Raw genomic sequence first — 22,151 nt, 5'->3', positions numbered from 1 at the left:
GCGTCGTTGCGCCTCCCGGGAGCTGTGCGTGCTCGCGGTCAGCATGCGAGGATCCTCTCCTCGACGAGCTCACCCATCCGGTCGGTACCGACCGATTCGGAACCTCCACCGAGATCGGCGGTGCGGTAACCGGCGTCGAAGACCTCGGTGACGGCCTTCTCGACAGCGTTCGCCGCGTCGTCCCTCCCCAGCGAATGGCGTAGCAGCATCGCCGCGGACAGGATGGCACCGCACGGGTTCGCCATGTCCCGCCCGGCGATATCCGGCGCCGAACCGTGCACCGGTTCGTAGAGACCGAAGAGCCCTCCGGGGGTACGACGAGTCCCGACACTCGCCGACGGGAGCATCCCGAGCGATCCCACCAGCATCGAGGCCTCGTCGGTGAGGATGTCGCCGAACAGGTTCTCGGTCACGATCACGTCGAACGACGACGCCCGCGCCAGTAGTGCCATCGCACACGCGTCCACCAGCAGGTGTTCGCACCCGACCGCGGGGAAGTCGGTGGCGATCTCGTCCACGACCCGGCGCCAGAGAATCGACGAGCTCAGGACGTTGGCCTTGTCGACCGAGGTCACCCGGTGCCGTCGCTGTTCGGCGAGGCGGAACGCGACGTCGGCGACGCGTGCGATCTCGCCTTCCGTGTAGCGGAGCGTGTCGATCGCCACCAACTCGTCCCCGTGCGCGCGGATCTCACTGGGTTTGCCCGGTACGTTCTCGTGGAATCCGTAGTAGAGCCCGGCGGAGAGCTCCCGCACGATGAGCAGATCCACCTCACGCACCCGCTCCTCCCGAAGGGGCGAGGACCCGAGAAGCGCTTCGAGGGTACGAACCGGGCGGATGTTCGCGAACAGTCCGAGTTCTGTCCGGAGACGGAACAACGCCTCCTCCGGTCGCGGCCCCCCGTCGCCGGCACCCGCGAGTCCGCCGACCGCACCGAAGAGCACGGCGTCCGAGTCGGAACAGAGCCGCATCGTCTCGTCGGAGACGGCGACGCCCGACTGCTCGATCGAGGCTCCTCCGACGAGCCGCTCGTGGAGACTCAGTGGGACGTCGAACCGCCGGGCCACCGCCTCGAGAACTCGTACGGCCTGTGTGGTGACCTCCGGCCCCACCCCGTCACCGGCCAGGACCATCACCCGGGACATCAGCGGCCACCTCGAGTCACCGATGCGGCGTCCCGGGGATGAAAGCTCAACAGGCGGTCGACGAGGGTCCCCCGCCAGCAGACCATGTCGTGACCACCCATGTACTCGGAGTAGTCGACCTCGTATCCCTTCTCGAGGAGGGCATCGCGCATCTCCCTGTGCGATGCCATGGGGTCGTATTCGATGATCGCCTGCTCGAGCGCGCCGATCTCGAGTGAGAATCGGATCGGGAGAGTCGCTGAATCACGGAACTTCTGGATCAACCACCGGTCGGGGATTCCCGGCACCCCTGCTCCCGGCCACCAGAAGGATCCGGACTGCGATATGACGTTCCCGAAGCGGTGCGGAGCCCGGAAAGCCGCGTAGACGGCCGCGAGACCTCCGAAGCAGGATCCCGCGACGACTGTTCGGGACGGATCGTCCGTGACGTTGTAGCGGTCTTCCACCCACGGCATCAGTTCGGAGACGAGGAAGTCCTGGAACGCCTCGTCGCAGGGCAGTTCCCTGGCGCGTACCTGCTGGTCCTCGTTGGTGTGCATGACCAGCACGTACGGGGGGACCCGGCCGGTGTAGACCAGATTGTCGAGCACGGTGGTGACTGCGGCGAAGTTGTAGTAGGACCACCCGTCAAAGAGGACCAGCACCGGATGCGGTTCACCGACATCGCTGTATCCGGACGGCCGATACACCATCACGTGGTGCCGGGACCCCGTTCGATCGCTGTCGAGGGTCTCCATGGTCACCTCTCCCCTCGGAACTCCTCGGCGCGGGATGTTCCAGGGCTGCCGAGGTGCGTCAGGCAGCTCGAGCACGGACACGGTGAACTCGTGTGGATTGCCCATGAGGGTGTATGCGGCGGGGTTCAACGGATCCGGCCGGTACGACGGCAGCCGCTCGAGCACCTCCGCATAGGAACTGAACGGGGTCATGGCATCGTTCACGGAGAGCAGGTAGGTGGTGCGCAGCTGTGACGGGACGAGGTAGGTCCGGTACCAGATGTCCGTTCCGTCGAGTCGCTCCATGCGGAACTCGCTGAAGTCGCCGTTGCTGGGCGCGCTGAAGAAGAGGACGAGGACGTTGTCCGTGTTCCCGTCGTCCCTCCACAGGAAGGTCAGGAGTGTGCTCTGCGGATCACCCTCCACCTCTTCCATGAGTGGTGCGCCCCGAAGCGTCACCCCGGCCCAGAACGCGTCCTCGGCACCGGTTCGTCCCGCGGCGATCTCATCGGCGACGGAGGCGATCAGGGGACTCCGGATCGCGGTGGCGGTGATGGTCATCTCTTCGGATCTCCTGTTGTCTGTGGTCTGTCTGCAGGCAGTCGACACGGCGCGTGGATCAGATCAGGTCGAACAACTCGAGAGCGTCCGCCTGCTCGTCGTCGCCGTCGGTAATCTCCTCGTCGAGGACCTGCGCCAGAGAGCGAACGGTCCGGGACTTGAACACGGTGGGGAGCATCAACGTGACGCCGAGTCTCGCCTGCAGTTCGGTCGCCATCGATGCCACGAGCAGCGAATGTCCGCCGAGGTCGAAGAAGTCGTCCGTGACACCGACTCGATCAATGCCGAGCAGCTCCCCCCACAGCTCGGCGAGCATCTGTTCGGTGTCCGTCTCCGGGGGGACACGGCGGCCGGCGTTTCTGTGAATGACCTCCTCGGCATCGGGCAGCGCCTTGCGGTCGACCTTCCCGTTGGCGTTGAGCGGGAGTTCCTCCAGGACGTGGACATGACTCGGCACCATGTACTCGGGGAGCATCTCCGCCACGTCCTCGCGCAGCCGGTGCACCTCGACGTCGTACCCGTCGGACGCGGTCACGTAGGCGAGAAGTCGTTTGTCTCCGGCCGCGAACTCGTGACCCACGACGATGCAGGAATCGATCATGGGGTGCGCACCCAGAACCGACTCGATCTCCCCTATCTCGATCCGGTAGCCCCGGATCTTCACCTGGTGGTCTTTTCTGCCCACGTACTCCACCGCGCCGTCGCCGCGGTACCGGGCGAGGTCACCGGTGGCGTACAGCCGGCCCGGCCCGTGCGGGTTCGCAACGAATCGCTCGGCGGTCAGATCCGCTCGCCCGAGGTAACCCCTCGACAGCTGGATCCCTCCGATGAACAGCTCCCCCACCACTCCGTCCGGGACCGGTGCCATCGATCCGTCCAGTACGTGGAGACTGGTGTTCGACACCGGCAGCCCGATGGGGACCGAGGCCACCTCTGAGCCAGTGCATTGCCAGTAGCTCACATCGACGGAGGCTTCCGTGGGGCCGTAGAGGTTGTGCAGTCTCGTACCGGGGCAGAGCTCGCGGAACTGCGCCACGAGCTCCACGGAGAGTGCTTCCCCACTGCACACGACGTCACGCACGGAACCACAGGCGCGGCCCGGGCCATGACGCAGGAACGCCTGGAGCATCGACGGAACGAAGTGGAGAATCGAGATGGCTCGCGTATCGAGCGTCTCGCAGAGGTAGGCGGGATCCTTGTGCCCCTCCGGTTCCGCCACGTGGAGCTGCGCGCCGACCGCGAGTGGCCAGAAGAACTCCCAGACCGACACGTCGAAGCCGTACGGAGTCTTCTGGAGAACGCGGTCCCCGACTCGCAGTCCGTACTCACGATGCATCCACAGCAGCCGGTTGACCACTCCGCGGTGGGCAAGCATCGTTCCCTTCGGCCTCCCGGTCGACCCCGACGTGTAGAGCACGTAGGCGATGTTGTCCGGGTGTACGAGCTGGTCTTCCTCCCTGGCCAGACTCTCTCCGAGTGAGATCGCGGTGTTCACGTCGACGAGGTCGAGGCCCGCATGGTCGGCGAGGGCGCCTCGGGCCCCGTCGTCCGTCAGAACGAGAGCCGTCTCCGCATCCTCGGCGACGTATCGCAGGCGCTCAGCAGGGTGCTCGGGGTCGAGGGGCACATAGGCGCCGCCGGCTCTGAGGATCCCGATCAGTGCGACGACCAGTTCGACAGATCGCCGTAGACACACCCCCACCCGGATCTCCGGCCCCACCCCGCGGGTTCGTAGGGTCCGCGCGAGCGCGGCCGTCTTGTGCTCCAGCACGCCATAGCTCATCTGGCTGTCGCCGAACGACAGCGCGACGCGGTCAGGCGTGCGCCGTGCCTGCTTGACGATGAGGTCATGAATGCACGTCTCGGGCGCGTCCTCCGGGACAGTCGTCTCGTTTCGACCGTGCAGGATCTTCGTGGCCTCGTCGGCCCGGAGCATCGGCAGGCGGGAGAGCGGGGTCGACGGATTCCTCGTCACCTCGTCGAGTAGGCCGACCACGTGCTCGGCCAGGTTCCGGACGGTCCCGTGGTCGAACAGATCAGTGCTGTACTCGAACACGAGATCCAGCTCGGCGGCACGCCTCCGGATACCGAGTCCGAGGTCGAATTTCGAGACCCCGACACCGTCGTCCACGAGATCGTCGGACCAGTGGTGTTCCCGTCCGGGTGCGTACAGGTCTCCCACGCGGTCCAGGCCCGAGACCATCACCTGGAACACGGGGCTGTGGCTCAGGCTTCGTTCCGGCTTGAGCTCGTCGACTACCCGTTCGAACGGGATCCACTGCCTGGACTGGGCCTCGAGCAGCTTGTTGCGGACCTGGTCCACGAGTGACTCGAAGTCGGGGTCGGCCGTCACGTCGACACAAATCGCCACCGTGTTGACCAGGAAGCCGACCATCCTCTCCGTCTCCGGCATGTCACGGTTGGCCATCGGGATCCCGATGACGACCTGCTGCTGTCCGGCGTAGCGGGAGAGCACCGACGCGAGCATGCCGAGGATCACCGCGAACGAGGTGGTCCGGTGCCGGACGGCGATGGCGTCGAGCGCACGATCGAGATCGGGTTCCACTCGACGGACGAGGTTCGCCCCGGCGAAGCTCTGGACCGCCGGTCGAGGTCGGTCGGTCGGGAGGGTCAACAGCCCCGGCGCCTGCCCGAGTTCGGATTTCCAGTAGTCGAGATGCGGCCTCAGGAGGCGCTCGTCCATGCAGGCGTGTTGCCAGCGTGCGAAGTCAACGAACGCGGTCCTCGGCGGTTCCGACACGGCGGTCGCCTCCGGCTCGAGCACCGACCGGTAGAGGTCTCGGAGGTCGTCGTTCACGATACGGACCGAGTAGCCGTCGACGACCGAGTGGTGGGCGCTGAACACCACGATCGAGTCCCCTCCGGACAGCGTCAGGTGACAAGCCCTCAACAATGGTCCGGACGTGAGGTCGAAGGGCTGCTCCCACAAGTGCCGGGCCCGACGGGCGGCCTCGCTCTGTTGCTCACCTCCGGTCAGCGCGGACAGGTCGACGTGCTCCAGCGGGACCGACCAGTCCGGTTCGACCACCTGCCAGAGCTCTCCTCCGGCCTCGCTGAAGGAGGTGCGAAGTGACTGGTGCCGTTCGAGGAGGAGTGACATCGCCTCGGTGAGGAGATCGGGCTCGAAAGCCGGCCGCTGATGAAGGACCCACCCGACCGTGTACAGCGGCACCCCGGGATGGAGGCGGTCGAGGAACCACAAGCGCTTCTGGTCGAACGTGGCGGGATGGGGGCCCGGCTCCGAGGCCGGCTCCATGCGGATCTCCACAGGTGCGGAGTGCCCCCCTGCTCGGAGGTCGTCGACCACCTTCGCGAGCTCGGCTATGGACGTGTGATCGAAGATCTCGCGGACCGGTAGGTCGACTCCGAAGGTGGCACGGATGCGGGTCACCGCCTTCGCCGCGACCAGCGAGTGGCCGCCGAGTGCGAAGAAGTCATCGTGCATTCCGAATCCGTCCCGGTCGAGGACCTCCTCCCACACCGTCAACAGTCCGGCTTCGGTGTTCGTGCGTGGAGTGGTCACCTCATCGGACCGGGGTGTCCGCCCGGTCGCCGTCGGCAGGGCCGAGCGATCGACCTTTCCGTTCGTGGTGACCGGCAACTCGCCGAGGACGATCACCCTGGCGGGCACCATGTACTCGGGCAGCCGACTCGTCAGGTAGGACAGCAGCTCAGCCTCGTCGAGTGCGCCCTCGTGCCTCCCGACCACGTAGCCCATCAGTAGTGACCGATCCGCATCCGCGACGACGGCACACCGAAGAACGTCGTCGTGTTCCTCGAGCACGGCTTCGATCTCGCCAGTCTCGATCCGGTGACCACGGATCTTCACCTGACCGTCGATCCGACCCACGAATTCGATGTCACCGCCGGGCAGGAGCCGAACGAGGTCCCCGGAGCGGTACATCCGCGCTCCCGGGGTCGCGGAGTAGGGATCAGCGACGAATTTCTCCACGGTGAGATCCGGGCGGTTCAGGTAGCCGCGTGAGATGCCGATCCCACCGATGCAGAGCTCGCCGGGGACCCCGACCGGGACCGGTCGGAGGTGGGGGTCGAGCACCAGCGCCCGGACGTTCGTGATGGGTCGCCCGATGTGAATGGACCCGGCGGTCTCGTCGATCCGCGCGGCGGTCGTGAAGACTGTGCTCTCGGTGGGACCGTAGACGTTGAAGAAGGTCCTGCCCGGGGCCCACCGTCGGATGAGTTCGACCGAGTAGGCCTCCCCGCCCACCAACATCGTCCGAAGGTCGCGCAGGCCGTCGACCTCGAGGGTGGACAATGCCGCCGGGGTAAAGCCCAGCACCTCTATCGCCCTCCGATCGAGGACGTCGTGGAGATCCTGACCGATCATCCGGGCACCGGGCTCGGGGAGGTGGAGGGTTCCGCCGGTCACGAACGCGAGGACCATCTCCCAGACCGAGAAGTCGAAGCTCAACGACGCGACGTGCACTGTGTTCTGCGGCGTGGCGAGGCACTCGGTCCGGCGGATCCACTGCACGATGTGCCCCGTATTGCGATGCTCGGCCATCACGCCCTTCGGCCGCCCCGTGGAGCCCGACGTGTAGATCAGGTACGCGAGGTTGGCCGGGGACACGGCCGGTCGCGGACCGCCTGCCTCGCATTCGGTGACGAGCTCCAAGTCCACGTCGAGACGAAGCACCTCGAGGTCGACGTGGCCCAGTTCCGGTCCGCCGGACGAATCGATGAGGAGGAGACGGATGCCCGAGTCGCGGACGATGTACGCGACTCGGTCGGCCGGATGCCGTGGGTCGAGGGGAACACAGACGCCACCGGCCTTGAGAATCCCCAGTAGTCCGACGAAACCCTCGAGCGTGCGGTCCGCGCACAGCCCGACGTGGTGCTCCGGCCCGACACCCCTGGAAAGCAACCAGGTGGCGAGCGCATCGGCACGTCGGTTCAGCTCGCCGTAGGAGAGGTGTCCACGGTCGGAGGAGAGAGCGACGGCGTCCGGACACTCCTGTGCCCGGACCTCGACGTGATGGTGCAGGAGTTGGGGGTCCGCCTCGACGGAGTCGTCCGATGCGAGCTCGGTCAGGATGCTGGAGAGTTCCGCCCCGCTCAGCATCGGAACCGCCATGACCGAGTCCTCGGGATTGTCGACGATCCAGCCGCAGATCTCGCCGAGGTGCTCGAGAATTCGCTGGACGTCGCCGGTCGCGTACACCGCGGGATCGTGGAACGCGGACCAGCGCATCCCCTCATCCACCTCGGCGGCGAACGTGAGCGGATACTGCGTCGACTCGACGGACCGTCCGTCGAGGAACTCGAGCCCGGTGTCCGGGTGGTTGGTGGTGGGGTAGTTCTCGAACACGAAGAGTGTGTGGAAGAGACTCGTGCCCGCCGGGATGCCGCTCCACTGTTGGATCCCGGCCAACGGGCTGTATTCGTAGTTCCGCATCCGGATGTTGTGTTCCTGCAGTCGCTGCAGCCACTGCACGACGGGCTCGTGATCGGCCAACGACACCCGAAGCGGAAGCGTGTTGATGAACAGCCCCGTCATCCGGTCGATCCCCTCGATCTCCGACGGCCGGCCCGAGGTGACTGTCCCGAACACCACATCCTCACGCCCGCTGTACCGGCCCAGGAGAATCGCCCAACACCCCTGCATCACCGTGTTCAACGTCAACGAATGACGATGGGCGAACTCCTCGATCCGCCCCAACTCGTCACCGTCGACCACCCGTGAGACCGTCTCCCGGGCCACACCACCTGACAGGTCACGGTCGGATCGGTCACGCTCGATCGACATCGCCGACATCGGCTCCACGCCCCGCAACGACTCCTCCCAGAACCGCCGCGCCTCACCGATGTCCCGGCCCTCCAGCCACGCCACGTACTCGGCGTACGGCCGGACCTCGGGCAACGCCGGCTCCCCACCACCGCGCAACGCCCCATACCAGGCCACCACCTCGTCGAGCAGCACACTGATACTCCAGCCGTCCAGGATCGCGTGGTGAGCACTCCACACCAGCCGATAGTCGGCATCCCCCACACGCACCAACACCATCCGCCACTGCGGCACATCCCCCGGCCCGAACCCCTGACGACGATCCGCATCGAGGAAATCCTCCAACCGCTCCGCCCGCTGGTCCTCCCCGAACTCACGCCAATCCCACACCTGCAACGGAACCGCCACATCCCGCCACACCACCTGCAACGCCTCGTGCCCGTCCGCCTCCACGAACCCGGTCCGCAGAATCGAATGGCGCCTCATCACCCGCGCCCAACTGTCCCGGAACACCCCCACATCCAGGTCCTGCGCCACCCGATGCACCATCTGCACGTGGTACACGCCCTGCCCCTGGGCGAGCTGACTCTGGAACCACAGCCCCTGCTGAATCGGGGTCTGCCGATAACACGCCTCCACCGGCCGCGGCGACCCGGACCACCACCGCGACCGCCGCAACCGACCGATCACCACATCGACCTGATCCTGGGTCAATCCACTGCCCGGGAAATCCGACGGACTGTACCCCTGCGCCCCGGGATCCCCCGCCGCCGCCACCAACTCCCGCAGCACATCGATCGCCCGATCCGCCACCCGGCGAATCGTCGTCTCCTGATGCACCCCCGCACCGAAAGACCACTCCATGACCAGGCGCCCGTCCTGCACCCACCCCACGACATCGATCAGATAAGTCCGCCGATTACCCGAATACCACTCGGCACCGGCACGACCGGACACCTCGGCGAAACCACCACCCGAGAACTGCCCGAGATAGTTGACCCCCACCTGCGCCGCGACGACCGACCCCAACCGATCACGCTCGGACCCGAACGCCAACAACCCGTACCCGATCCCCCGCCGCGGACGACGCCGCAACTCCTCCTTGACCCCCAACAACGCCCGCCCCGGCTCCCCCATGTCCGGCACCGGCAGACGCAACGGAGAGATCGAGGTGAACCACCCCACCGTCCGCGACACATCCACGTCATCGAACAGCTCCTCGCGACCATGCCCCTCGACATCCAGACGAACATGCTCACCACCGCACCACTGCCCCACCGCAACGGCCACAGCCGTCAACAACGCGTCGTTGACCTCCGTACCGAACACCGCCGGCACATCCTGCAACAACCCCCGAACCTCATCGCCACCCAACACCGCCTCATACGACCTGGCCGACCCCACCGTGTTGCCCTCCACCGAGCCCTCCACCGGAACCGGCACCACCGGCGAGACCTGCTCCCGCCAATACGGCAACTCCGCCACCGTCGCCGCACTGACCGACTCACCCCACAAACGCTCCACCCACAACGCCCACGAACTCGACTTCGCCGGCAACGACACCTCACGCCCCTGACCCACCTGCTCGATCAACGACTCCACGTCCTCCAACACCACCCGCCACGACACGACATCGATCACCAGGTGATGCACCACCAACAACAACTGATCCACCGACGCCCCCACACCGGTGAACAACACCGCCCGCACCACCGGAGCCCGCGTCAGATCCAGACCCTCCTGAGCCCGCTGACCCACCTCCACCACACGAGCCCGCCGATCGGCCTCCCCCAACGACGACAGATCACACACCCTCAACGGCACCCGATCCAGAACCCCCACCAACTCCGCACCACCACCGACGAACCGCGCCCGCAACCCGTCGTGATGCGCCACCAACTCCCGCAACACCACCTCCCACCGATCCACCGACACACCCGAAGGCACATCCACCAGGACCGACTGATTGACATGATGCTCACGCTCGAAACCCTGCTCGAAAAACCACCGCTGCACCGGACTCAACGCCACCGCCCCGGTCACCACCCCCTGCTCGGCCACCACAGCCACACCCTCAGACCGCCGAGCCACCACCGCCAACTCCGCCACCGTGCGACACCGGAACAACTCCTTGACAGTGAAAAACCACCCCAACTGCCGAGCCCGGAACACCACCTGCAAACTCTGAATCGAATCCCCACCCAGAGAAAAGAAGTCCTCCGTCACCCCCACCGCACGATCCAGCCCCAACACCTCCTGCCAGACGCGCGCCAACACCCCCTCCACCTCCGAACGCGGCGCCACCACCCCCACCGACGACCCCACCGACTCACGCCACGGCAACGCCGCCAACGCACGCCGATCCACCTTCCGATTCGCCGTCAACGGCAACGACTCCACCGGCACGAACACCCCCGGCACCATGTACCCCGGCAACCGCTGCCCCACAAACCCGGCCAACTCCTGCCCGGCCACCTCACCCCGCACCACCACGAACGCCACCAACCGACGACGCCCACCATCATCAATCGCCAACACCGCAGCCCCAGCCACCACAGGGTGACCCACCAACACCGACTCGATCTCCCCCAACTCCACCCGGAAACCACGAATCTTCACCTGCTCATCCACACGCCCGACGAACTCCACACTCCCGTCCGCCAACACACGCCCCAGATCCCCAGTCCGATACAACCGACCACCCGAACCAAACGGATCCGCAACAAACACCTCAGCCGTCACATCCGGACGACCCACATACCCACGAGCAACCCCACCACCACCGATGAACACCTCACCCACCACACCCACCGGCACCAACCGAAAACCCGCATCCAACACATGCACGCGGGTGTTGTCGAGCGCCTTCCCGATCGGCAGCGGCTCGTCGACCGACGCGCCGGGGCGGACGGCATGACAGGTCGCGTACGTCGTCGTCTCGGTCGGCCCGTAGACGTTGAACACCGTCGTGCCCGCGCACGCCTCACGTACTCTGCGCACCGCGTGCGGTCTGACCTTCTCGCCGCCTGTCCACACTTCTCCCAGTCCGTCGAAACAGGCCGGGTCCTCCTCCGCGAACATGTGGAACAGGGCCGCGGTCACGAAGACCGCGGTGAGCCCCTGGCGAGTGACCACCTCGCGGAGCGACATCGGGGTGAGGTGATCCTCCGTGAAGGCGACCATCCTCCCGCCGCCGAGCAGCGGAACCCACATCTCGTAGGTCGACGCGTCGAACGCCTGCGGTGAATGTGCGAGCACTCGCTCGTGGCCGTCCGTGAAGTGCCCGTCCCGGACGAACTCGGTGACGTTCCCGTGGGTCGCCGCCACGCCCTTCGGGCGGCCTGTGGATCCCGACGTGTAGATCACATACGCCACGTCATCCACACCCACCGGAACACCCACCGGCTCGACCGACTCACCCCCGGCCTGCGCCCACACCTCCTCCGCCGACACCACACCCGGACCCGACACCACACCCACACCGGCACCACCGACCACGACCACCCGCAGCCCCGCATCAGCCACCATGAAATCCACACGCTCACGCGGATACGACGGATCCAACGGCACATAACCGCCACCGGCCTTCACCACCGCCAGCAACATCACCACCGTCTCCACCGACCGCGGCATACACACACCCACCAGATCCCCACGCCCCACACCACGAGACCCCAGAACCCGAGCTACCCGCGTCGACCACTCATCCACCACACCGAACGACACCTGCACATCACCGCAGACCACCGCCACACGATCCGGCCACCGCCGCGCACACTCCCCGAACAACCCGTGCAACGACACCGGGACGAGCGCCGACCGATTGCTCGGCCCCTCGCCGAGGACCCGCATCGCCTCGCGGTCGTCGTCATGCATCAGGTCGAGCTCGCGGACGTGCCGAGACGGATCCGCGAGCGCTGATCGCACCAGCTCCGCGAACTGATCGGCCATGCGGTCGACGGTCGTCTCCCTGAACAGATCGGTGCTGTACTCGAAGGCGAAACCGAGTCCTTCCGGACCGGAGTGGAGCATCATGGTCAGGTCGAAGCGTGAGACGCCGACGCTCATCCCTTCGTGGACCAACGTGTACATCCACGGTTCGAGGTCGTCGCCACGGTCGCCGACGTCGAGGAACGGCAACCTCTCGTCGGCGAACATGACCTGGAAGATGGGGTTGTGGCCGAGACTACGGCCCGGCCGTAGCTCGTCTACCACTCTCTCGAACGGGACGGACTGGTGCACCTGGGCGTCGAACAGTTGCCTGCGCACGTCCAGGACCACATCGTCGAACGAGGGCCGACCGCCCAGATCGATCCTGACCGCCACCGTGTTCACGAGAAAACCGACCATGTCCTCCAACTCGGGTCGGGTTCTGCTGGAGATCGGGATACCGATGACGACGTCGTCCTGACCGGAGACGCGGGAGAGGAAGACGGCGAAGGCGCTCAGGAGCGTGGTGTAGTTCGTCACCTGCCGCTCACGACTGAGAACGCTCAGCATCTCGGCTGTGTCCGACCCCAGGTTTCGCCGGAGGAACCCTCCGGCGAAGGTCCGTTCCTCGGGTCGGGGGAAGTCCGTCGGAAGCGAGATCACCTCGGGTGCACCCGCGAGGGCGCGTTTCCAGTAGGCCAGATGGGGTGCCAGCAACTCTTCGTCGGTGCACGCGAGTTGCCATCGGGCGAAATCCGCGTACTGGACTTCCCGCTCCGGGAGGGAGACCGGCCTCCCCTGCGCGAGGTCCCGGAGGATGGTCAGGTACTCGTGGTTGAACACCCCGATCGACAGGCCGTCGAACACGGCGTGATGAGCGCTCATGGCGAGGAACGACGTCGAGTCGTCGACCAGCACCATCTCGGCGCGGAGCAACGGTCCGACGTCGAGGTCGAACGGTCGCCTCCACCACTGCGTGACCTGGGCGACGGCGCGTTCCGAGCGCGCCTCCTCGGGGAGCTGGCGAAGATCGACGACAGGAAGTGCAACCGACATCTCGGGTGCCACGACCTGGAGGACCTCACCATCGTGGTCGACCAAGGTGGTCCGCAGGATCTCGTGACGACTCACCATGGCGTCCACAGCCTCCGCGGCCGTGCCGAGCTCGGACCCGGCCGGAAGGGGAACGATCCAATTGACGGTGTAGGAGGTCGAACCGGGACTGAGCGACTCGATGAAGTAGAGCCGCCTCTGGTCCACGCCTGCTGGCGCCGGACCGGCGTCGCGGCGAGCGCGGAGTTCGGGCACGTCCGCTCCGCCACCGTCGGTCGCTACGCGCTGGATCTCCCTCGCGATCTCGGAGATCGTCGGATGATCGAACAGGGCACGGACGGGCATCTCCACGGAGAGGGCATGCCTGATCCGTGACACGAGCTGAACTGCCAGGATCGAATGCCCGCCGAGCTCGAGGAAGTCGTCGGTCACGCCGATCGGCGAGGTGTCCAGTGCCTTCTCCCACAGCGCGACGAGGAGCGATTCGATGGTGTTCCTGGGGCCGATCCGCGTCTGCGTGGTCACCGACCGCGCGGGCGGGGGGACAAGCGCCCTACGGTCGAGCTTGCCGTTGCCGGTCACCGGCATCGCGTTGATCGCGACCAGGTCGGTGGGGACCATGTAGTCGGGCAGTCGCTCCGCCACATGGTCCCGGAGCACGGGGACCAGGAGCTCACGGATCTCGGGATCCAACGGGCTGTTCGAGTAGTTCCGCCACTGCCGTCTGTCGACACCGTTCTCGCGACTGTCGACGACGGTGACGGGATCAGGAACCGGATCGAGATCGGACCTCGTGAACTGCACCCGAAAGGCACCGTCGGGGCCGTGCCCGCTCCAGTCGAGTTCGGCGTGATATCCGGCGGCCTCGGCGAGCGAGAGCGCGTCCCGCGGGTCGAGACCGCCATCGTCTCCGGATCCCGGGAACTCCTCCGGCACCTCGTCGGTCGGTCCCGAACCGTCCAGCCACGTCCAGGCGCCCACCGCCTCCGCGACCCGTGAGTTCGGTACCCGGTCGACGATCACCCGCGCGGGCCGCTGGTCCGAGAGCAGGTTGTCGAGGGACTCCTCCGACAAGCGATCGTCCACCCAGTCGAGCGTGAGAGCCTCCGGCTGGGCATCGGGCACCGCGGGGTCGCCGACGTGGACCACGACCTGGTACCGGAACATCGACATCTCGTTCCTGGCCGTGTCGAGCTTCGGCAGAACCTCGACGCGAGCAACACGGCCCGTGGACGCCGCCCACTCGTGGAGGAAGGCCGGAGAGACCACGAGTTCCTCTTCATCCCGGATGCGGCGCCTGACGCTCTCCGCGAGGACGGCGGGGGTGGCACCACCCCGGGTCCGGTAGAGCTCCACACTCGTGTGGAAAGCCTCGAGCAGCGGCAGACTGCGAACGTCCCCGATGATCAACCGGCCGCCGTCGAGGACCCGTGCCAGGCCGGCGTCGAGTACCCGCGTCAGGTAGTCGAGGTCGGGGAAGTACTGGACGACGGAGTTGATGAGCACCGTGTCGACGGGCTCGACATCCATCGCACCGATGTCGCCGGCCTCGACGAGATGGGTGCGGACGACCGCCTCGAGCCCCGGTTCGCGCTGCAGATTCCTCTCGATCGCCGCCAGTGCGGCCGTGGAGAAATCCGTCGCGTGGTAGCGACGACACAGTGGGGCCAACCGGAAGAGCATGAGCCCGGTCCCTGAGCCGATCTCCAGGAGGGATTCCGGCCGTTGGTCAGACACCAGGGAGACGATGTCCTCCTGCCAGCCCACCATCTCCTCGATCGGAATAGGAGCTCCCGTGTAGCTGCTGGTCCAGCCGGAGAAGTCCCGGCCTCCTTCGGCAGTGTCCCCGGCCGTCGGATCGAACGAGTCGTAGACCTCACGCCAACGCTCGACGCGCTCACGGTCCAGATCGGAGTCCGCCACTCCGATCGACGACACCGCGTCCGCCGCCGGCACGAAGAAGCTGACCAGGGACTTGTCGCCCGCGGAATCGACGCGCACCACCGTCGCGGCGTCCGAGACCGACGGGTGCTCGGTCAGAACGGTGTCGATCTCACCGAGCTCGATCCGGTAGCCGCGCACCTTGACCTGGGTATCGGTCCTGCCCAGGAACTCGAGATTGCCGTCCGGCCTCCATCGCGCGCAGTCCCCGGTGCGGTAGAGGCGCTCGCCTCCCGCTCGAGGGAACGGCGAGGCCACGAAGCTCGCCGCGGTGAGGTCGGGCGCATTCGCGTAGCAGAGAGCCAGGCACTCGCCACCGATGTAGAGATCTCCCGGCACGTCGATGGGGCAGGGGCGCATCGCGTTGTCGAGCACGAGATAGCGCGCGTTCGGGATCGGCTTCCCGTACGGAATACTGGACCATTCCGGGTCCACCTCGTGGACGGGGAAGAAGTTCGACCAGACCGTCGCCTCCGTGGCGCCCCCCAGTGCGACGACCTCGGCCGCCGGGAACGCTCGCCGGATCACATCCGGCGAGTGGACCGGGATCCAGTCCCCGCTCATGAACACCAGTCGCAACGAGTGCGACACCACGGCCCCCTCGGTATCCCCTGCCTCGGGCAGGAACGGAACGAGTTGCATCAACGCAGCGGGAGCAGAATCCCAGAACGTGATCGGTTCGTTCGCGAGGTATCCGAGCAGTTGCTGCGGCTCACGGACGTCGTCGTCCGAGGCGATGCGCACCGATCCCCCCGCCGCGAGCATCCCGAAGACGTCGTAGACCGAGAGGTCGAAGGAGAGCGACGTGACGAAGAGAAGTCTGTCGGACGGGCCCACGCCGAACGTGGTGTTGACCCAGCGAAGCAGGTTGACGACCGGTTGGTGGGTGACGGTGACGCCCTTGGGCGTGCCGGTCGTCCCGGAGGTGAAGATGACGTATGCGACGTCGCTCGCCGACTTCTCCGCCACGGGTCCGGCCTCCGCCGGCATGGGGTCGAGATCGGCTTCCCCGTGATGAGTCACCCCACCCCGGGTACGGCTGTCGACTTCGCCGTCGAGACACAGCACGTCCGTGACCGTCTCCGGCGTCTGCGGGTCGCACAGGCCTCCGAGGGTCATTCGGTCGGTGACGACGAACGACGAGCCGACGGATTCGATGATCCACCGCCACCTGTGGGGCGGCGTGTTCCGGTCGAGCGGAACGTACGCGGCTCCGACCCGGAGAATGCCGATGAGCACCGGGATCATCGCGGGTGCGCGCTCGAGGAGGACCGCCACATGGTCGCCCGGACCGACACCACGGCGGCGCAAGATGTGCGCTACCCGGTTCGCGTAGGAGTCGACGTCACCGTAGCTCCAGCAGTCGTCTCCGTACAGCAGCGCGGGCGCACCGGGGTTCGCCCGCACCGACTCGTCGAAGAGGTGCTCCATCCGGAGCTCGCGGGGGTAGTCCTCGTCAGTGTCGTTCCACTCGTGGACGACCGTGTCTCGCTCCGACCCGCGAAGGATCTCGATCTCGCCCAGCCTGATCTCCGGCTCGGCGGCGACGTGCGCCAGGACGGACTCGACATGCCGCGCGATGCGTTCGACGGCGCACCGGGTCAGTAGCCGGTCGTCGTACTGCAGGTCCACCCGGACGCTCTCGGCGCCGTACGCCGTGACCGTGAGCGGATGGCCGGAGTTGTTCCGGTGCCGCAGGAGACGGAGGCTGAAGCCTGGTCCGACTATGAAACCCGATCCGGTCTCCACCGACACGATGGTTCGGAACATCGCTTCGCCTGCGGGCAGTCCGGCAAGTCGCTGCACGTCGACGAGCGGGGTTCGCCAGCGGCTCCCCACTTCGCTCATCCGGCGCTCGACGTCGACGATCCAGTCACACCACCGGTCCCGGACAGGCACCTCGACCCGAAGCGGCAGCGTGGTGCTGGTCACCCCCACCTCGTCGTCGCCCGCGCCACCACCCACTGTCAGCCCCAGAACGCAGTCCTCACCACCGAGATAGCAGTTCACGACGAGCGCCCAGACCCCGCCGACGACCCCACCCAGGGAGATCTCCCGGTCCGACGACACCCGGCTGCATTTCGCCATGGTCTCGGCATCGACCGTCACCGAGACGGTCCCCTCATGGACCAGCTCGGAGCCGGAGCCGAGCTCCGACGATTGTGGCGAGGCCTCAAAGGGAAGCGCGGGGGCCGGCTCGACTCCTGCCAGCGTCTCGGCCCAGAACAGCTCGTCGATCTCGGTCGCATCCATGGCGCCGGATGGGGCTCCACCGCGACCGGATCGCCGCCCGGGGGGCTGGTCTTCTTCCCCTGCGCTGATCCGGTCGTAGATCTCGACGAGTTCCTCCGCCAGCCGCAGTCGATTCCGGGCGTCCACGACCACGTGATGTGCACTGATGAGCAGGAGGTGATGATCGTCGTGCAGCCGGACGACGGTCGCCCGCCACAGCGGAGGTCGGGCCAGATCGAACGGGCGTGAGAGGTCCTCGGCCAGCACCCGGTCGACCGACCCGGGCATGTCCGTGCTGTCGGTCTGCGCCCAGTCCTCGAACCGGAGCGGGACCTCGAGTTCCTCTGCCTCGGAGAGGACCGGGTCGCCGCCGCTTCTCGTCGTCACCCCGGCACGCAACGCGGGATGGCGTTCCATCTCCCATCGGAGCGACTCACGTAGCACGTCGATCTGTACGCTGCCGCTCACCTCGAACACGGACTGCCCGTGGTACGTGCCCGTCCGCGAGTCGAGTCCACTTCCGTAGAGGACGCTCATCTGGACCGGCGACAGCGGGCGGTCGCCGTACTCCGAAGGCACCTCCGGGCTGACGTCGGGATGATTGATGGCAGTAGGCACGGCCGCTGGCTCCTTCTTCGACGCTGGTGGACCCGTTGGCCCATGACGGATGTCGTGGATCGCGTGCCCGAGTCGGTCGGCCTGTCACAGCACGCCCGCACATCGCAGTGCCCGCCGAGGCGATTTCTCAGACCCGGTGCCCGGCGGCACTGACGAGACCTTGGTACCGACCCGGGCTAGTACAAGCAATATCGGCCAGGAGCTAAGGAAATTGCCCGCGACGACCCGGGGGACTCGTCCACCCTGCCGATCTGATCGCCCGGTGACCTGCACCGATCACACCGACTTCCGTCGGCGACGAACCTCACTTTTCCGGCATGCGACACTGCACCGCCACGTGCTCTGTTTTCGAAGTTCTCTGATTGGTCGGAGAGAGTGCAGTTCCGCAGCGCCGAGCAACCACCCTCGATTCATGTGATCGTCGTTCTTCGTTCGATTCCGCACCGGCGCAGTCGATTTCACGATCGACCCCATTGCCGGAGCGGGGAAATGCTGCGTATGGTGCTCCCGTCGGCGGGCCCCCGCCTCCGTCTTCTCGCGTGCACCGGACTACTCCGACCCGCCGCGCTCCCATCCCGCATGCTCGCCCAGAACAGGAGCCGACATGACCTCAGCTCACCCGCCGCAGCCCGGACGGAGGGAGCACCGGACACCTCCGAGCGTGGGCGCGGTCGAGCTGTCGTTCCCCTTCCGTGGACGGTGGAAGGTGGAGAACAGCCCTGAAAACCGGATCCCGAGCCACGGGACCACACTGTTCGGGGTGTCACACGCCATCGACTTCGTCGCCGTCGACGACTCCGGACGCTCGGCGCCCCGGACGTGGACCTCGATCGTCTCTCCCGAGCCCCCGGAGTTGTTCGTGGGTTTTGGCGCCGACGTCCTCGCCCCCGTCTCCGGGAGAGTCGTGGAGATCCACGACGCGGAGCCGGACCACCGGGCGCGCCGGTCCCCTCTCACCCTCGCGCCATACATGGCGGGGCAGGGTCGGCGGGCCGCCGCGGGAGCGAACGGCCTCGCGGGGAATCGGGTGGTGCTGTCACTGGGCGAGGCCGGCCCCTACGTCGTCGTCGCACATCTCCGACGCGGTTCCGTGTGCGTGTCCGTCGGGCAGTCCGTCGCCACCGGTGACCGGCTGGGCGAATGCGGGAACTCGGGGAACAGCACGGAGCCCCACATCCACCTCCAGGTCTCGACCTCGACCGACTGGGAGCGCGCACGCGGGGTACCCCTGACGTTCGTCCGTGCAGCGGGGAAACGTGGGATCCCCCGCAACGGCGAGATCGTGACCGCCTGAGGCCTGTCCGAGAGGAAGACCGTGTCCGAGAAGATTCGACTCCGAGGGAACCCCGTGAGCACATCGACCAGTATCGTCCGAGTCCTTCTGTCCGATCTCGCCGCGAGCACCGACCGTGATCCCGCCGCACGAAGCCTCTGGGAGAACCTCTTCGTGAGTCCGGGAGTCCACGCCCTGTGGTCGCATCGTCTCGCACATCTGCTGTGGAACGCCGAGGCGAGGTTCGTCGCCCGCGCCCTGTCGACGCTCAGTCGTTCGGTGACGGGAATCGAGATCCACCCGGCCGCCGTGATCGGCGAGAGGTGCTTCATCGACCACGGCATGGGCGTCGTCATCGGCGAGACCGCAGAAGTCGGTTCGGACGTCACGATCTACCACGGAGTCACTCTGGGGGGCCGCTCCCTGAACCGGGGCAAGCGTCATCCCACGGTGGGCGACGGCGTCACGCTGGGGGCGGGAGCGACCGTACTCGGACCCGTGTCGATCGGAGACGACACGGTCGTCGGAGCCAATGCGGTCGTCATCGCGGACTGCCCGTCCGGCGGGATGCTGGTGGGGATACCTGCCGTCGACAAGACCCGCCGCGGAAAGCCTGCCGCCGGGGTCGCCGCCTCATTCGAGCAGGACGGACCCACCGTGTCATCGGTGACCATCCCGACGATCCACCCGGCGGATCCCGCGTCGGTCGGCTGACCGCCACCGCGGCTCCGACGCCACCCCGGACGGCTGACTCGGGGTCCGGCCCTCAGTGGAAGAAGTGGCGGGCGCCGGTGAAGTACATGGTGATCCCGGCCTTCTCGGCCGCCTCGATCACCTCGGCGTCCCGCACGGACCCACCCGGCTGGACCACGGCGCGGACCCCGGCCGCGGCGAGCACCTCGAGCCCGTCGGCAAAGGGGAAGAAGGCGTCCGAGGCCGCGACCGACCCGGTCACCCGCTCCCCCGCCCGCTGCACCGCGAGCCGCGCCGAGTCGACGCGATTGACCTGCCCCATGCCCACGCCGACCGTGGCGCCCGAGCTGACCAGCAGGATGGCATTGGACTTGACCGCGCGGCAGGCGCGCCAGGCAAAGAGGATGTCCCGCAGGGTGTCGGCGTCGGCGTCTTCTCCGCAGGCCCTGGTCCAGCCGTCGGTCACGTCGCCCGCGGCGTCCAGCGCGTCGCGCTGCTGCACGAGCACGCCGCCGGAGATCTGTTTGCGTTCGAGCTCGGCGCCCGTGGGGGCCTGCGCCTCGAGGATGCGAATGTTCTTCTTGCGCTGCAGGGTTTCCACGGCCCCGTCGGCGTACCCCGGGGCGATGATCACCTCGGTGAAGATCTCGGCCACCTGCTCGGCCATCTCGAGGCTGACCTCGCGGTTGGCGGCGATCACCCCGCCGAAGGCGCTGACGGGGTCGCACTCGTGGGCGGCGCGGTGGGCGGCGGCGATCTCCGGGGCGATCGCGATCCCGCACGGGTTGGCGTGCTTGATGATCGCCACACACGGTTCGGCGTGGTCGAAGGCGGACCGCCAGGCCGCGTCGCCGTCGACGTAGTTGTTGTAGCTCATCTCCTTGCCGTGCAGCTGTACGGCCTGCGCGAGACCGGGCGCGGCCGCCGGGTCGGTGTAGAGCGCCGCGCTCTGGTGGGGATTCTCGCCGTAGCGCAGCGTGGCGGCCAGGTCGAGGCTCTGCCCCTGCCACACCGGGAAGTCCCCGTTGCCGTCGACTGTGGCCTGCTCGGTCTGCTCGGTCATCCAGGTGGCCACCGCGACGTCGTAGGCGCCGGTGTGGCGGAACGCGGCGGCCGCGAGCCGGCGACGCTGCTCGAGCGGGAACCCTCCAGCGGCCACCGCCTCCAGGGCCTCGGCGTACCCGTCCGGGTCGACCAGAACGGCCACCGACGGGTGGTTCTTGGCCGCCGCGCGGACCATGGAGGGACCACCGATGTCGATCTGCTCGACGCAGGCGTCGTAGTCCGCGCCGGAGGCGACGGTGTCGGTGAAGGGATAGAGGTTGACGACGACGAGCTCGAACGGCTCCACACCCAGGTCCGCGATCTGCTCGAGGTGCTCGGGCTTGCGCGTGTCGGCGAGGATGCCCGCGTGGACCCGCGGGTGCAGGGTCTTGACCCGACCCTCGAGGCATTCCGGGAACCCGGTCAGCGCGTCGACCGGCGTCACGGCGACCCCGGCGTCGGCGATGCGCTGCGCGGTGGAGCCCGTCGAGACGATCTCGACGCCGGCGTCCGCCAGACCCCGGGCCAGTTCCTCCAGTCCGGTCTTGTCATAGACGCTGATGAGCGCGCGCCGGACCGCCCGGCGGGACTCGGCGCCGCCCGCGTGCGGGTCGTGCGACTGGGGTTCGTCCGGCTGGGATCCGTCCGGCTGAATTTCGTCCGGATGGGGACTGTCCGACTGAGAGGTCACGATCGGTGCACCTTTCGACCTTCGATGTGGAGTCGGCCACTGGCGGCGGCCGTGAGGACGTCGACGAGCATCTCGCGCTCGACGACCTTGATTCGTTCGTGGAGGGTGGCCTCCGTGTCGTCCGGGTGGACCTCGACCGCGCGCTGGTCGATCACCGGTCCCGTGTCCACTCCCGCGTCGACCAGGTGCACGGTGCACCCGGTGACCGCGACGCCGTAGTCGAGAGCGTCCCGCACCGCGTGGGCTCCGGGGAAGGACGGCAGCAGGGCGGGGTGCGAATTGACCACCCGACCGGCGTACTCGTCCAGGAACGCAGCGCCGAGGATGCGCATGAAGCCCGCCGAGACCACCCAGTCCGGTGCGAACCCGCGGACAGCGTCTGTCAGCGCGCGATCCCAGGCCGGGCGGTCGGGGTGATCCGCGGGCGACACCACCGCGGTGGGGACGCCGGCGCGCGCGGCCCGGTCGACGGCCTCGCAGTGGCGGA

Annotated in this window: 7 protein-coding genes; 2 read left to right on the top strand and 5 right to left on the bottom strand. The window is 67.3% G+C overall.

All coding sequences use genetic code 11. The features are described 5' to 3' along the window. Nucleotides 1-38 precede the first annotated feature (38 nt). From leuB to G6020_RS17420, 3 genes are read right to left on the bottom strand one after another with little or no spacing between them, the layout of a single operon-like run. Nucleotides 39-1,145: a 3-isopropylmalate dehydrogenase gene (gene leuB, locus G6020_RS03300; protein WP_206682195.1), complete on the bottom strand. Its 1,107-nt coding sequence runs from the start codon at nucleotides 1,143-1,145 to the stop codon at nucleotides 39-41. Continuing rightward, nucleotides 1,145-2,422, bottom strand: coding sequence for an enterochelin esterase (gene fes, locus G6020_RS03295; protein WP_182609639.1), 1,278 nt, complete (start codon nucleotides 2,420-2,422; stop codon nucleotides 1,145-1,147). Before fes ends, leuB begins: the two co-directional genes overlap by 1 nt. A gap of 58 nt (nucleotides 2,423-2,480) precedes the next feature. Further along, nucleotides 2,481-17,963, bottom strand: coding sequence for a non-ribosomal peptide synthetase (locus G6020_RS17420; RefSeq protein ID WP_182609638.1), 15,483 nt, complete (start codon nucleotides 17,961-17,963; stop codon nucleotides 2,481-2,483). Nucleotides 17,964-18,567: 604 nt separating this feature from the next. Here G6020_RS17420 and G6020_RS03285 point away from each other — a divergent pair. Together G6020_RS03285 and epsC are read left to right on the top strand one after the other, a co-directional pair. Beyond that, nucleotides 18,568-19,257 (top strand): M23 family metallopeptidase, encoded by a 690-nt coding sequence (locus tag G6020_RS03285; RefSeq protein WP_182609637.1) that lies wholly within the window; start codon nucleotides 18,568-18,570, stop codon nucleotides 19,255-19,257. A 54-nt stretch (nucleotides 19,258-19,311) separates the two neighbouring features. Continuing rightward, a complete protein-coding gene (gene epsC / locus G6020_RS03280) occupies nucleotides 19,312-19,950 on the top strand; it encodes a serine O-acetyltransferase (protein ID WP_182609636.1) in 639 nt (212 codons plus the stop codon). 52 nt (nucleotides 19,951-20,002) lie between these two features. Here the strand turns inward: epsC and purH are convergent, their stop codons facing one another. Next, nucleotides 20,003-21,664: a bifunctional phosphoribosylaminoimidazolecarboxamide formyltransferase/IMP cyclohydrolase gene (gene purH / locus G6020_RS03275; protein ID WP_347238297.1), complete on the bottom strand. Its 1,662-nt coding sequence runs from the start codon at nucleotides 21,662-21,664 to the stop codon at nucleotides 20,003-20,005. Continuing rightward, nucleotides 21,661-22,151, bottom strand: a 491-nt coding sequence (gene purN, locus G6020_RS03270) for a phosphoribosylglycinamide formyltransferase (RefSeq protein WP_182609635.1), incomplete at its 5' end; no start/stop codon positions are given. The genes purH and purN, both read right to left, overlap by 4 nt.

The organism is Dietzia sp. B19 (assembly GCF_014145155.1).
Lineage (GTDB): Bacteria > Actinomycetota > Actinomycetes > Mycobacteriales > Mycobacteriaceae > Dietzia > Dietzia natronolimnaea.
This window is presented reverse-complemented; position numbering and strand designations above follow the sequence as displayed.